Source organism: Endozoicomonas acroporae (assembly GCF_002864045.1).
GTDB lineage: Bacteria > Pseudomonadota > Gammaproteobacteria > Pseudomonadales > Endozoicomonadaceae > Endozoicomonas > Endozoicomonas acroporae.
On the sequence record NZ_PJPV01000029.1, the window covers coordinates 1 to 12,842 of the forward strand.

Sequence of the window (12,842 nt, forward strand, 5' to 3'; positions counted from 1 at the left end):
ATCAGCAACGGCCTGACGGGCATCATGCCAGTGATCCTGCTGGCTTTGATGGCCCACTGTCGTTTTCTTCACACCCTTGCCGGTCAAATAGCCAGACTTTTCCCCTGGCTCCAGCTCCTCCGCTATCCGCTGAAAAGTAGCCACCGCATCAACCCTGCTACTTGCCAACGCAGAATGCAGGCTCTCTAATCGTTCATGGATAGCACCTTCCAACTCCGGGGTTGCCTGAACCAGCAATGTTTTTACATACTCTCGGGCATCCAGATCTATCTGTTCTTTGTTTTCCGCTATCCATGTTGCCAACCAGTCCATACATTGATTGACCTGGTATTTCGCCCCCCACTCCTTTGCTCGTTGCCTTATCCAGTGCATGGCAGCACTTATCAGCTGGTGCTGCAGCTTGACCGCTTCCTCTGAAATTGTATCTATAACTGCCAGAACAATGGATTCATCCCCCATTTTCCGGTTAAACAGGTCTCTTACCAGATCATCAAGCCAGACGGTTCCATCCCCGGCGCTTTGCAGGATAATGTCAGAAGCCAGTTTCTGAAGACTGTCCAGGGGCAGGGTATCGATCACAGACTTTAACGGGTCCGTTAATTGCTGTAGAGCAACAGCCTCCGCTGTTTTCAATGCCGCATCGATGGTGTTTGCGGAGTCTCCCTGAGAATCTGACGGGCTATTCGACTGACCGATCACTTCACGCCCTTTGTCACGAAGTGCTTTTTCCCACGCCTCAGACTTGAGCTTACGGCTCAATATATCAACAGCCAATGTCGTTAAAACCGGTGTCATGGCAGCCCGGAATCCGGGGAGAGTCTCTGCCAGTCCCTGATCTGCCGCGAGTTCTGTGCCATTTCGCTCAGCAATAAAAGCAACACCTTGACTGACGGCCTGTTCCATCACTTTCTCAATACCCGGCTCTACACTCGCTATAACCGTATCCAGATTTTTCCGGAGTTCGCCGGTCAGCAGGGCTATCGCCTCGTCTACCACCCTGCTACCTTGTTGAGCAATCAACTGATCAATAACACGGCTTTGCCCGACACGAGGTTCTGTCGTTCCTTCAGCAGAATATGAGGTAGAAGCCCTGCCTGATTGATCGCTCGTTGCTGAATCGCTTGATGTGTGCGGGTCTTTTACAGCGGCAGAGGCAACCTCGCCCTGTTCAGTTTGCTGGCTATTGTCTGCAAACGCAGTGGTGATTTTGGTAACCAGGTCTTGCACATCCCCACTATTATTTTTACAGTCTTGCGTTTCTCTCTTTAGCTTCCTGATAGTACGTTTAATATCCGGCGCAATTTTTTCCAGATTCTCTTCTATCAACGGCTTCAGCTTATCTTTAAACTTCTGTTCATTTTGAAATACCCGAACAGCTTCTTCTATTTGCTTATTGATCAGCTGTTTGATTTTCTTTTCGGTGTATTTGACCGGCTCTGGTTCAGGCTGATTGGATTTGGACTTCCATAGACCCGCTATTTTGCCAGCCATTTTAGAAATACCATCCGCAGCAGAGCTGAATTTCTGCACAACAATATGGCTGTGTTTTTGCACAACCGTTGTTAATGTTTTTGCTGCGCTACTGGCAATTCTATTTTGAATCCTGTCAATTTCATCCGGTTTACGTTGCTGCCAGTCATTGAATATGCGCACAGTATCAGCGCGAATATTCATCAGGGTATCAATAATGATGGCCGTAATTCTGGATAGCAGCTCATCAACATTCTTATCGGTCAACTCAACGCCTTCCGCCATCATGCTGACCAGTGCCTGGTTGATAATCCCCTTTAAAGAATCAGCCTTGATGGCTGTCATTTTTTCATTAAACAGTTTATTACCCGACTGCGATACAGTAACAATGCCGTTACTTAACATGGAATCAATGCCAGTTGCATTGTTTTGTGCCGACGGATGCCCGGTTAAATCCAGTATGCTCACGATTAACCGTGTCAGAGTGTCCGATATTTCCTTTTTACCAGCGTCGCTATCCGCCAGGGTTACTTTATCCAGAAAGGCCTCATGAGTCAGGTGTACCAGAATGGTGGCAATTGATCGGGTAACATCACTGACCCAGCCTTCATCCCCCCCGGGATCAACAGCATTTCCAGCCACTCCACCGGCAACGCTGTCTGGCCAGGGTCCGGCCTTTTTCAGCTCGACCTGAATCATTTCCGTCAGATTTTCCACCAGGGCATTCAGAGCCTCAGGCTTTTCCAGCATTTTTTCCGGTGTTAAACCTGCCGCCTTGACCAGCCTGTCACTCATCTTCTTGCGGGGCTTTGCGGAAGGACGGACAATCTCGATATTCACATAAGCGTTATCATGACTGCCACCCGGGGAGCAACGGGTGCGACCGGCAGCAACGATTGGCTGGGCATCCGGATTAATGCCAACCTTTCTCAAACCTGACTCAATGCCCAGGCCACAGGCTTTGCGGAGGTTTTGATAGAAACAAAAAACGATATCATGGTAAATATGGCGAACCTGAGGAGCGTCCTCATCCGGGCTACCGGAGGCTGGAACACCGGTTGCTGTTGTCTGCCCCATAGAGGAATAGGCAGTGACCTGTTGGCTTGCCGTTAAATTCTGACTCCGGGGTACTGCCAGTAGATAAGTACTTTCATCTGCATCATCAGCAGTGCCCTCGCTTTGATTGGCGCTGGAAGCCAGTAAAGAACGCCCCGGCACTTGACTGATTGAGCTTCTGTCAACCATTGCTGTCTGTTCAGGAACATCCGGTGCAGCGCCCTCCTGACATTGATTGATATTCACATGATTTGCTGTACCAAAATCAGGCCGAACAGAAACCCTATCTCCGCTCGCTCTGAACGATGGAGACCGGGGTCCTCCCTCCGGGGTGACCGGGTTGATAGCAGTAAACTCCGTTAATTCCATTTAATTAGACTCCATTCTACTGCCAGGCATATTCTTGTATTTGAGAGAGCCTTCATTACGCGATATTTAATGAGCCAGCAAAACCAATGAATGACAAAGCTTTATTCTCTGATGGATGTAAAAGTCTTTGACGGTCGTCAAGTCATCAATAACAAAATTGAGACTATCGTTTTATTTGAGTGGTAAAAGGGAGAAAAGTTCCCTGACTTTTGACCAAAAAGCCGAAAGTCAGGGTAAGAAAGGAGAAAAGAAGTGTAAATCAGGCAGGAACGCGACGAATTTTGGCACCAAGTTGCTGAAGTTTCTCTTCAATGCACTCGTAACCACGGTCAATATGGTAAATACGTTCTACTACGGTATCACCTTCAGCGACCAGGCCTGCAATAACCAGACTGGCTGAAGCCCGCAGGTCAGTTGCCATAACCGGTGCGGCCTTGAGCTGCTCAACACCTTTGACGATAACGGTGTTACCTTCCACATCGACGTCTGCGCCCATGCGTTTCATTTCCTGAACATGCATGAAGCGATTTTCGAACACGGTTTCGGTAATCCGGCCGGTGCCTTCAGCGATGGTATTCAATGCGGTGAACTGAGCCTGAATATCGGTGGGCATCGCTGGATAAGGTGCCGTTTTCAGGTCAACGGCCTTGGGACGCTTGCCCTTCATATCCAGTTCAATCCAGTCATCGCCCCATTCTACTGCAGCACCGGCTTCCCGAAGCTTGAACAGAATCGCATCGAGAATATCAGGCTGGGTGTCTTTCAGGCGGACCCGGCCACCGGTTGCTGCGGCAGCAATCAGGTAAGTGCCGGTTTCAATACGGTCTGGCAAGACCGAGTAGGTGCAGCCATTAAGGCGCTCTACGCCCTGAACCCGGATCATACCCGTACCATGGCCTTCAATCTTCGCACCCATGGTAATCAGGCACTCGGCCAGATCCACCACTTCAGGCTCACGGGCCGCATTTTCAATAATGGTTTCGCCATCGGCCAGTACCGCAGCCATCAGGATGTTTTCCGTACCGGTGACCGTTACGGTGTCCATCAGTATTTGTGCACCTTTCAGGCGATCCTTGACGCTGGCTTTGATATAGCCTTCTTCCACAACAATATCTGCGCCCATGGCCTGCAGGCCACTGATATGCAGATCAACCGGACGGCTACCAATAGCACAGCCACCGGGCAGGGAGACTTCTGCATAACCAAATCTGGCCAGCAGAGGACCCAGTACGAGGATAGAGGCCCGCATGGTCTTCACCAGCTCATAAGGTGCCACGAGCTGCTTGATGGTGCTGGCATGAACTTCCACGTTCATCTTTTCATCCACCAGCAGCTCAACCCCCATACAGCCAAACAGCTCACACATGGTGGTAATGTCATGCAAATGGGGCAGATTACATACGGTAACGGGGGAGTCAGCCAGCAGGGTCGCTGCCAGAATCGGCAGGGCAGAGTTCTTGGCACCAGAGACCCGAATCTCTCCATCCAGGCGCACACCACCGGTGATAATCAGTTTATCCATGGTTTCTCACTTAGTCCTGGTTACCCAGCTGTCTGGCACGCTCTGCGGTAGTCAAAGCCACCATCGATACAGCGTGAATCGCACCACTGGTGATGAATGGATTCAGGTGAGAATAGATCATCTGCTGACGCTGAACCGGTCTCTTGGCCTCAAACTGGTCACTGATTACGGTCAGGCGAAAGTCACACCCCTCGCCCTCAACAATCACTTGTGAGCCCGAAATCTCCTTCTCCAGAAGCGCCTTGACCTCTTCGGCTTGCATGATCCAACCTCTCAGGGAATAACAATCAGGTATTTAAAGGGAACAGTAAAACCGGCCAATGATATCCGAGAGAGGGTTCCATGAATAGCCCCAAAACGGGATCAACCCGCAGTCAGTTTTGCAGGCCGTTCACATTATTCAGCAATGGCTGAATACCACAGACTTCAGCCAGTGCCTCCAGTTCATGAGGCATGCCAACAAATTCGATGGACGTTTGCTGTTTTTTTGCCAACCGGATCCAGGAGAGAAAGACCGATAAGGCAGAGCTATCAGCCTGGGAGATACCGCTCAGGTCAATTTCCCAGTCGTCACCGCCAGAGGTCAGTAACAAACGGGCACCCTGCTCTTCAACAACGGCGGAGGTGGTGAAATTAACCACACCATTCAGGGTAAACCGGCCAGGTGCTGCCACTGCCAGGGTCATGACTGCTTGCTCACAGCGTTGTTCTCCGTTGCTTCACCCTGCATGATTTCCGGCCAGTGATCCACCACATACTGGAGATCATTGTACTTGCTCATGGCTTCGGCAAACTGGTTACGGAACTGAATGCCAATATTGATACCATCCACAATGATATTCCTGAGTTTCCAGCGCTCATCCTGATAAACCATAGAATAAGAGATGGCCACCGTACCGGAGGACGTTCTGACCGTCATATCCACGGGAACCAGCCGCGCCTTGCCTGACCGGTAGGCATTCAATACGGTATCCGGTACCGCACCAACTTTCTCAATGGTCAACCGGGTATCATCAAGCTTCAGCAGGGCTTTGCCATAGAAGCTGATCAGACTGTCTTTAAACGTCCTGGAAAACTGCTCAATTTGCCCGCTTTTAGCCCGGCGGGAGTATTTACCCATCACCCCCCGGGCAATGGCGTCGAAGGCCACGGAAGGCGATAGCTGGCGATCAACCTCGGCAATAAAGGCTGCATCGTTCTTTTTATACTCATGAATATTTTTTTCAAAGGTTGCCAGCAGCTCCCTGGTAATGTTTTCCACTTCCTTCTGAGGTGACTCAATGACCTGCTCTGCAGCGATGACCGCTGAAGACCACTGAAAAAACAGCGCCACCAGGAAAGCCACCACGTGTCGATTACCTTTCATCATCCATTCCATCCGCTAGCCAGAGAAGGCTTCTCCGGGCTTGTTGACCTTTCGTTACTCACTTTTATTGACCGTACCCAGAAGAAACTTACCGATCAGCTCCTCGATAATCAGCGCTGACTGCGTGTCTTCAAAACGCTCACCATCTTGCAGAAACGCCTCATCACCACCAATGCTGATACTAATGTACTGCTCACCCAATAGCCCTGCGGTGACAATCGATGCCGTGCTATCGATAGGTATATTATCGATTTGCTGATCAATATCCATAACCACCCTGGCCATGTACGTCACTTTATCCAGCTCAACGCTTTTCACTTTGCCAATGGTGACACCGGCCATGGATATCTTGGAACGGGGTTTCAGGGCTCCGATGTTATCGAAGTAAGCATTCAGCTCATAGGTTTCACCGCCGGTTTTCAGGGACAGGCCACTGACCTTTACCGCCAGCAGCACCAGGGCCAGCATGCCCGCCAGCATAAAGGCACCGACACTGATTTCTAACGTTCGTATCCGCATTTTATGCTCTCTCCTTAAAGCTCACCAAACATCACTGCGGTCAAAATGAAATCCAATCCGAGAACAGCCAGTGAGGAATAAACCACCGTTCTCGTAGTTGCACGACTAATGCCTTCTGAAGTGGGAACGGCATCGTACCCCTCGAAGACGGCGATCCAGGTCACCACAACCCCGAACACCAGGCTTTTCACCATGCCATTGCCCACATCATCGACAAAATCAACCGACTGTTGCATGCCACTCCAGAATGAACCTTCATAAATCCCCAGCCAGTCAACACCCACAATGACGCCACCAAGAATCCCGACCAGGCTGAAGATCGCCGCCAGCAGCGGCATAGAGATAACCCCCGCCCAGAAACGTGGGGCAATGACCCGTTTTAACGGATCAACACCGATCATTTCCATACTGGACAGCTGCTCGGTCGCTTTCATCAGCCCGATTTCAGCGGTCAGGGCAGAACCGGCACGCCCGGCAAACAGCAGTGCCGTCACCACCGGCCCCAGCTCGCGCACCAGGCTCAGGGCCACCAGCTGACCAACAGACCCCTCTGAGCCATAGCGAATCAGAATACTGTAGCCCTGCAAACCAAGAACCATACCAATAAAGAGACCAGAAACCGATACAATGATTAACGACAGAAAACCAACGTTATAGAGCTGCCTGACCAGCAGCGCGCCTCGTCCAGAGAACCCCGCCCGGGAAAAAATCGCCAGAAACAGAAAAATACCGGACCGCCCCAGGGACTGCACATGACCAAGACCTGACTGACCAAGCTGAGCCAGCCGGTCCAGAACATCAAGTTTCATTTATACCCCCGGAGACAGTAAGTCGCTTTGATAATCATCTGCAGGAAAGTGAAAAGGAACAGGCCCGTCGGGCAGCCCCTGCATAAACTGGCAGACCCTGGCATCCGTTGAGCTCAACATCTCCTCAGGGCTGCCGGAACCAATCACTTCACCATCGGCGATCAGGTACAGTACATCCGCGATGCTGGCCGTTTCATGAAGATCATGGGAAACAATGATACTGGTGATGCCCAGTGCCTGGTTCAGCTTGCGAACCAGCTCCACCAGCACGCCCATGGCAATCGGGTCCTGTCCGACAAAGGGTTCATCATACATCACCATTTCAGGGTCCAGGGCAATGGCCCTGGCCAGGGCAACACGCCGACTCATACCTCCGGATAACTCACTGGGCATCAATGACCATGCACCGCGCAGCCCCACCGCATGGAGCTTCATCAGTACGATATCTCGGATCATGGTTTCCGATAGCTGGCTATGAATGCGCAGGGGGAAGGCGACATTCTCAAAAACGGACAAATCGGTAAACAGTGCCCCGCTCTGGAACAGCATGCCCATTTTACGACGCTGAACAAATAACTGATCTCTCGTCAGGTCAGCCAGATCCTGACCATCTACCACAATCGAGCCCCGGTCGGGTAACAGCTGACGGCCAATCAACCGCAGCAGGGTCGTCTTGCCGGTGCCTGAAGGCCCCATAATACCCACCACTTTGCCACGGGGTATATCCATATCGATATTTTTGAAGATCGCCCGGGAACCTCGATAAAAGGTCAAACCCCGAATCTCGACAAAATTATCGGTGCGGTTTTCGTTGCTGTGTTGTTCACCTGAGGAGATGGAATTCATCATTGGGTTCGCAGATCCCTGCAACAGACAGAATGTAAAAGTCTTCCAGTTCCGATATTATGACCTGTTTCACACTTTAATTGCACCTTCCAGTACATCAATTACCTTGAAACCATGAACCAGACAACTACAGACAAATTATATCGGAGGAATTTGCTGCGAACAGGATCAATTCAGAGGGTAATACAGTTGCATTGTCTGCCTGATTTTCCCTACACTTCTTTCCTTTATATGAATTCTTGAGAACTCCCCCGGAATGAGTCCTGCCATTTATGCCACAGCAGCCATTATTGTTGGCTTCATACTACTCACCTGGAGTGCAGACCGTTTTGTCGGCGGAGCTGCTGCTACAGCAAAAAACTGGGGTATATCCCCCATGCTGATCGGCTTGACCGTTGTCTCCATCGGAACATCTGCGCCAGAAATTCTGGTATCGCTGATGTCTTCTCTCCAGGGACACAACGATATTGCGGTTGGCAACGCCATTGGTTCCAATATTGCCAATGTGGGACTGGTTCTTGGACTAACCGCGCTTATCGCACCACTACCGGTCAAAACAGCACTGGCCAAACGGGAAATACCCTGGCTGTTATTGGTCACGGTGATTGCCGGTGCCTGCCTTGCCAACAACTACCTCGGGCTTATGGAAAGCCTGGTGCTGCTCAGTGGCCTGTTCGTTACCCTCTATCTGATGGTAACCTGGCAAAAATCCCACCCTGAAGAACCTCTGGCAGAGATTGAAGAGATCGAAGAGCTGCCTTCAGGCAAAGCGTACCTGGAACTGGTGGGCGGACTGGTACTGCTGCTGGTCAGCGCCCAGATTCTGGTTTGGGGGGCAACGGAAATCGCCACTTTGCTGGGTGTCAGTGAGCTGATCGTTGGTTTGACGGTGGTCGCCATTGGTACCAGCCTGCCGGAGCTGGCCGCATCAGTAGTCAGTGCCCTGCGTGGCCACCATGATATTGCCCTGGGCAATGTGGTGGGCTCAAACATCTTCAACCTGCTGGCCGTTCTGTCAATGCCCGGACTGGTTCGTCCCGGAGCCATCAGTGAATCCGTTTTCTCCCGAGATTATACCGTGATGCTGGCATTTACCGTTCTGCTGGCAGCCATGGCCATCGTCGGTAAAAAACCCAAAACGCTGGGACGTTTTGCAGGTATTATCTTTCTGGCAGGGTATGCCTGCTATGGCACATGGCTGTTCGTACAAACGGTTTAAACCGGAGCTGAACGCTCCCTTCTCCCTGAACTATTTTATCCCGGAGTCTGAAAGGTTATGCTTTGCCACAACATCCTGACAGCTCCTGCAAAGGCTTTACTGAAATGACCTCTGACCAGAATTTTATTGAAATTGGTCGTCGTACCATCCAGATCGAAAAGGATGCTATCGAAGCGTTGCTGCCTCGTATTGGTGAAGACTTCAGCAATGCCTGCCGGTTAATGCTGGAATGCCGGGGCCGAATTGTCGTGGTGGGGATGGGAAAGTCAGGACATATCGCCCGTAAAATCAGTGCCACCCTGGCCAGTACCGGTACACCGGCGTTTTATGTCCATCCCGGCGAAGCCAGCCATGGTGACATGGGTATGATCACCGCAGACGATGTGGTGCTGGCTATTTCCAACTCCGGTGAAACCGGCGAAGTAATCACCTTGCTGCCGCTGTTCAAACGAATGGGGGCTGCGCTGATCAGCATGACCGGCAAACCCGCGTCCACACTGGCGCAAGCCGCTGAAGTGAACCTGAACACAGGGGTTGATAAAGAGGCCTGCCCACTTGATCTGGCACCCACATCCAGCACCACCACTCAACTGGTTATGGGGGACGCGCTCGCCATTGCGCTGCTGGAAGCCCGTGGCTTTACCGCAGAAGACTTTGCATTTTCTCACCCCGGCGGAGCCCTGGGTCGCAAGCTGCTATTGAAAGTGCAGGATATCATGCATGACGGCAATCGAATCCCGACGGTGAAAAAAGGCACACGCCTGGGTGAAGCGCTGCTGGAAATGACCCGGAAAGGTCTCGGCATGACCTCCATTATTGATGACCACAACGTGGTCGTTGGTGTCTTTACCGATGGTGATCTTCGTCGTGCACTGGATCACGGGGTTGACCCGCACAACACGACCATCGACGAGGTAATGACCATCAAGTGCACCACCATTACCCCTGATATTCTTGCCGCTGAAGCACTGAGAATTATGGATGATCGCAAAATCAATGCGCTTATCTGTGTTGACCATGAGCGGCATGCTGTTGGTGCCATTAATATGCATGACTTGCTGAAAGCGGGCGTGGTTTAAACGCTTTTTATCAGGTTCAAGGCTGTAAGTTTCGGAACCCGGATGACCTATCGCAATCATCTTATTATCGCTGCAATCCTGCTAGTGCTGGCTGCTGGCTATTGGACCTACGACGGTGCAATAGTAACGGTCAGCGCCAGCCCTTCGGAAATCATCCGCCAGGATGCCGACTACTTTCTGGTGGATGCCCTGGTTAAGGAGTACGACGCTACCGGAGTGCTGCAATACCAGTTGCAGTCGGACAGCATTACCCATTACCCCCACAATGACAACACACTCCTGCAACAACCCATCCTGACTAACCTCAGTGACAGTGGACAACTCACTGTGTCAACGTCAGAGAACGGCAAATTACTGCCCGGTGGCAAAGATATTGAACTGTGGGATAATGTCGTGGTTATCCAGAGCAGCCCGTCCGTCAGGCAACAGGGCTATGAGCAAAAACTCAGAATGGACACCGATTTCCTGACCATTGCGACGGATAAGGAAATTGCCGATACCGATCGCCCTGTGCTGATTACCAGCGACACCGGAGAAACGCGAGCCATTGGGATGACCGCCTGGTACCAGCAGGGAAAGATTCAATTAAAGTCCAGAGTACGGGGAGTCTATGAGACTGAGTAAGCTGATTATTCACACAATCATTGATATCTCCCTGTCAGGGAAACGATAACCCATGACACGACTACCAAAACCAAAAGCACTCCTGAACAAACAATGGCTTGTCGGGCTGTTATTTGTCCCATTTATGGCCATGGCCTTACCCGCTGATCGCCAGCAGCCCATCCAGATCGATTCAGACACGGCTGACATTGATAATAAAAAAGGGGTGTCTGTGTATCGTGGTGATGTGGTCATGACCCAGGGCACCACTCGCATCACCGGTGATGTTATTACCATCTACACCCGGGATCGGGAGTTGACCAGGGTCATTGCCCAGGGCAATAAGGCCAGGGCTTATTATGAAGAGCTGCAACCCGGTGAACAGGGAATCGTCCAGGCCTGGGGCAACACCATTCGCTACGATGTGGACAGTGACCAGATTGAACTGATCAAAAATGCCCAGCTCTCCCAAAAAGGAGACACCTTTACCGGCGAAAAGATTGACTACAACCTGACACTGCAGACCGTCAATGCCAAAGGCACACCCAGTCAGGGAGACAATGGCCGGGTACAGATGGTGATTCAACCCCGTCAGGAAAAAGCGGCCAGCACGAAATAATGGAACGCGGGCAGCGTTCTAAACGACACACTTTGTTTTCACACTCAGGTTAACAGACAACCGGATGGCAATCCTCAAGGCAGAACATCTTAGCAAAAGCTACAAAGGCAGAGAGGTGGTGAAAGATGTCTCTCTGCAGGTTAACAGTGGGCAAATCGTTGGCCTGCTGGGGCCTAATGGTGCAGGAAAGACCACCTGTTTTTATATGATTGTCGGGCTGGTAAAAGCCGATGGCGGCAAAGTCAGCATTGACCAGCAGAACCTGACCTTTCAGGCCATGCACCACAGGGCCCGTGCCGGTATCGGTTACCTCCCCCAGGAAGCCTCTATATTTCGTCGTCTGTCCGTGCGGGACAATATTCTGGCCATTCTGGAAACCAGGAAAGACCTCAATAAACAACAGCGCGCCGAGAAAATGGAGTCGCTGCTGGATGAGTTCAATATTGGCCATATTCGTGACAGTGCCGGCATGGCGCTATCCGGCGGTGAAAGAAGACGGGCAGAGATTGCCAGGGCCCTGGCCACTGACCCGACCTTTATTCTGCTGGACGAACCTTTTGCCGGCGTTGACCCGATATCCGTTGGTGATATCAAGTCCATCATCCGTCATTTGCAAAACCGGGGCATCGGGGTACTGATCACCGACCATAACGTCCGGGAAACTCTGGATATCTGTGAGAAGGCCTATATCGTCAGCGAAGGGCATATCATCGCAGAAGGCGACAGCCATACGGTACTGTCTAACCAGACGGTTCGTGACGTTTATCTTGGGCACCAGTTCAGCTTGTAACTCTGTGTTCCCAGCCGCAGCCAGTAGATCATTTCGGTGAGTTTGATGCGTACAATCTCCGTTCATACTGAGTGCCCTTCGACTCCACTCAGGACGAACGGAGTTTGGGCGTCATTGATAGAGACCCATCAAATACATTGGAACAGTGTACCCGCACATTATTCCAATGCATTTGATGTGTAAAATCTCCGTTCACCCTGAGCGGAGTCGAAGGGTGATTGGCACAGTCTCTATTAAAGGCATGGTGTTTACGCCCTTCGACTCCGCTTCAAGACGAGTTTGGGCGTCATTGACAGGGAACCCATCAAATACATTAAAACCATGAACCAGGCTGTCAAAAAACCGAAAAAACAGCCTCAAGGTCGGTCTCTTTATTAAGAGAGTGGAAGCATTACTCTTTAATCACACTGAAAAACTTTTCCATGCAAAGCAGGGTACACCATAGTAGTTGGCCAAATGGAATCGTATATTTCTGGCTAAGTGGGCAGTTACTATGCAAGGCGCAACGTAGGGAGCATAGCCGTAGCTATGTGACCGGAGTTGCAACGCCGCAGAGTGACTGCCCACTTAGTCAG

The 12,842-nt window shown here is 51.1% G+C and carries 13 protein-coding genes; 5 read left to right on the top strand and 8 right to left on the bottom strand.

What is annotated here, in order from left to right:
* The 8 genes from CX664_RS05265 to CX664_RS05300 form a co-directional block, all read right to left on the bottom strand.
* On the bottom strand, positions 1 to 2,772 hold a 2,772-nt coding region (locus CX664_RS05265; protein ID WP_145999838.1), incomplete at its 3' end, for a hypothetical protein.
* Positions 2,773 to 3,154: 382 nt separating this feature from the next.
* A complete protein-coding gene (gene murA, locus CX664_RS05270) occupies positions 3,155 to 4,417 on the bottom strand; it encodes a UDP-N-acetylglucosamine 1-carboxyvinyltransferase (RefSeq protein WP_101745730.1) in 1,263 nt (420 codons plus the stop codon).
* Positions 4,418 to 4,427: 10 nt separating this feature from the next.
* Positions 4,428 to 4,679, bottom strand: a complete 252-nt coding sequence (locus CX664_RS05275) for a BolA family protein (RefSeq protein WP_101745731.1) — start codon at positions 4,677 to 4,679, stop codon at positions 4,428 to 4,430.
* Positions 4,680 to 4,791: 112 nt separating this feature from the next.
* Positions 4,792 to 5,103, bottom strand: a complete 312-nt coding sequence (locus CX664_RS05280; RefSeq protein WP_101745732.1) for an STAS domain-containing protein — start codon at positions 5,101 to 5,103, stop codon at positions 4,792 to 4,794.
* Positions 5,100 to 5,786 carry an MlaC/ttg2D family ABC transporter substrate-binding protein gene (locus CX664_RS05285; RefSeq protein WP_163370990.1) on the bottom strand — a complete coding sequence of 229 codons (687 nt, stop codon included), beginning with the start codon at positions 5,784 to 5,786 and terminating at the stop codon, positions 5,100 to 5,102. The genes CX664_RS05280 and CX664_RS05285 overlap by 4 nt, the downstream gene beginning before the upstream one ends.
* A gap of 51 nt (positions 5,787 to 5,837) precedes the next feature.
* Positions 5,838 to 6,302: an outer membrane lipid asymmetry maintenance protein MlaD gene (gene mlaD / locus CX664_RS05290; protein WP_101745734.1), complete on the bottom strand. Its 465-nt coding sequence runs from the start codon at positions 6,300 to 6,302 to the stop codon at positions 5,838 to 5,840.
* 14 nt (positions 6,303 to 6,316) lie between these two features.
* Complete coding sequence (mlaE, locus tag CX664_RS05295; protein ID WP_101745735.1) at positions 6,317 to 7,111, bottom strand: lipid asymmetry maintenance ABC transporter permease subunit MlaE; 795 nt, start codon at positions 7,109 to 7,111, stop codon at positions 6,317 to 6,319.
* Positions 7,112 to 7,960, bottom strand: coding sequence for an ATP-binding cassette domain-containing protein (locus tag CX664_RS05300; RefSeq protein ID WP_101745736.1), 849 nt, complete (start codon positions 7,958 to 7,960; stop codon positions 7,112 to 7,114).
* Positions 7,961 to 8,213: 253 nt separating this feature from the next.
* Here CX664_RS05300 and CX664_RS05305 point away from each other — a divergent pair, with 253 nt between their 5' ends.
* The 5 genes from CX664_RS05305 to lptB all read left to right on the top strand — a co-directional run bounded on the left by CX664_RS05305 (position 8,214) and on the right by lptB (position 12,267).
* On the top strand, positions 8,214 to 9,176 hold the full coding sequence (locus CX664_RS05305; protein WP_101745737.1) for a calcium/sodium antiporter: 963 nt from the start codon (positions 8,214 to 8,216) through the stop codon (positions 9,174 to 9,176).
* 104 nt (positions 9,177 to 9,280) lie between these two features.
* On the top strand, positions 9,281 to 10,255 hold the full coding sequence (locus CX664_RS05310; RefSeq protein ID WP_101745738.1) for a KpsF/GutQ family sugar-phosphate isomerase: 975 nt from the start codon (positions 9,281 to 9,283) through the stop codon (positions 10,253 to 10,255).
* 42 nt (positions 10,256 to 10,297) lie between these two features.
* Positions 10,298 to 10,879 (top strand): LPS export ABC transporter periplasmic protein LptC, encoded by a 582-nt coding sequence (gene lptC, locus CX664_RS05315; protein ID WP_101745739.1) that lies wholly within the window; start codon positions 10,298 to 10,300, stop codon positions 10,877 to 10,879.
* A gap of 52 nt (positions 10,880 to 10,931) precedes the next feature.
* Positions 10,932 to 11,477: a lipopolysaccharide transport periplasmic protein LptA gene (lptA, locus tag CX664_RS05320; RefSeq protein ID WP_101745740.1), complete on the top strand. Its 546-nt coding sequence runs from the start codon at positions 10,932 to 10,934 to the stop codon at positions 11,475 to 11,477.
* A 64-nt stretch (positions 11,478 to 11,541) separates the two neighbouring features.
* Positions 11,542 to 12,267, top strand: a complete 726-nt coding sequence (lptB, locus tag CX664_RS05325) for an LPS export ABC transporter ATP-binding protein (protein WP_101745741.1) — start codon at positions 11,542 to 11,544, stop codon at positions 12,265 to 12,267.
* Positions 12,268 to 12,842: the final 575 nt, after the last annotated feature.

What these genes read in the sequence shown, in the direction of transcription:
- murA (WP_101745730.1), bottom strand. Translation starts at nt 4,417, where the DNA reads ATGGATAAACTGATTATCACCGGTGGTGTGCGCCTGGATGGAGAGATT.
- CX664_RS05275 (WP_101745731.1), bottom strand. Translation starts at nt 4,679, where the DNA reads ATGCAAGCCGAAGAGGTCAAGGCGCTTCTGGAGAAGGAGATTTCGGGC.
- CX664_RS05280 (WP_101745732.1), bottom strand. Translation starts at nt 5,103, where the DNA reads ATGACCCTGGCAGTGGCAGCACCTGGCCGGTTTACCCTGAATGGTGTG.
- CX664_RS05285 (WP_163370990.1), bottom strand. Translation starts at nt 5,786, where the DNA reads ATGATGAAAGGTAATCGACACGTGGTGGCTTTCCTGGTGGCGCTGTTT.
- mlaD (WP_101745734.1), bottom strand. Translation starts at nt 6,302, where the DNA reads ATGCGGATACGAACGTTAGAAATCAGTGTCGGTGCCTTTATGCTGGCG.
- mlaE (WP_101745735.1), bottom strand. Translation starts at nt 7,111, where the DNA reads ATGAAACTTGATGTTCTGGACCGGCTGGCTCAGCTTGGTCAGTCAGGT.
- CX664_RS05300 (WP_101745736.1), bottom strand. Translation starts at nt 7,960, where the DNA reads ATGATGAATTCCATCTCCTCAGGTGAACAACACAGCAACGAAAACCGC.
- CX664_RS05305 (WP_101745737.1), top strand. Translation starts at nt 8,214, where the DNA reads ATGAGTCCTGCCATTTATGCCACAGCAGCCATTATTGTTGGCTTCATA.
- CX664_RS05310 (WP_101745738.1), top strand. Translation starts at nt 9,281, where the DNA reads ATGACCTCTGACCAGAATTTTATTGAAATTGGTCGTCGTACCATCCAG.
- lptC (WP_101745739.1), top strand. Translation starts at nt 10,298, where the DNA reads ATGACCTATCGCAATCATCTTATTATCGCTGCAATCCTGCTAGTGCTG.
- lptA (WP_101745740.1), top strand. Translation starts at nt 10,932, where the DNA reads ATGACACGACTACCAAAACCAAAAGCACTCCTGAACAAACAATGGCTT.
- lptB (WP_101745741.1), top strand. Translation starts at nt 11,542, where the DNA reads ATGGCAATCCTCAAGGCAGAACATCTTAGCAAAAGCTACAAAGGCAGA.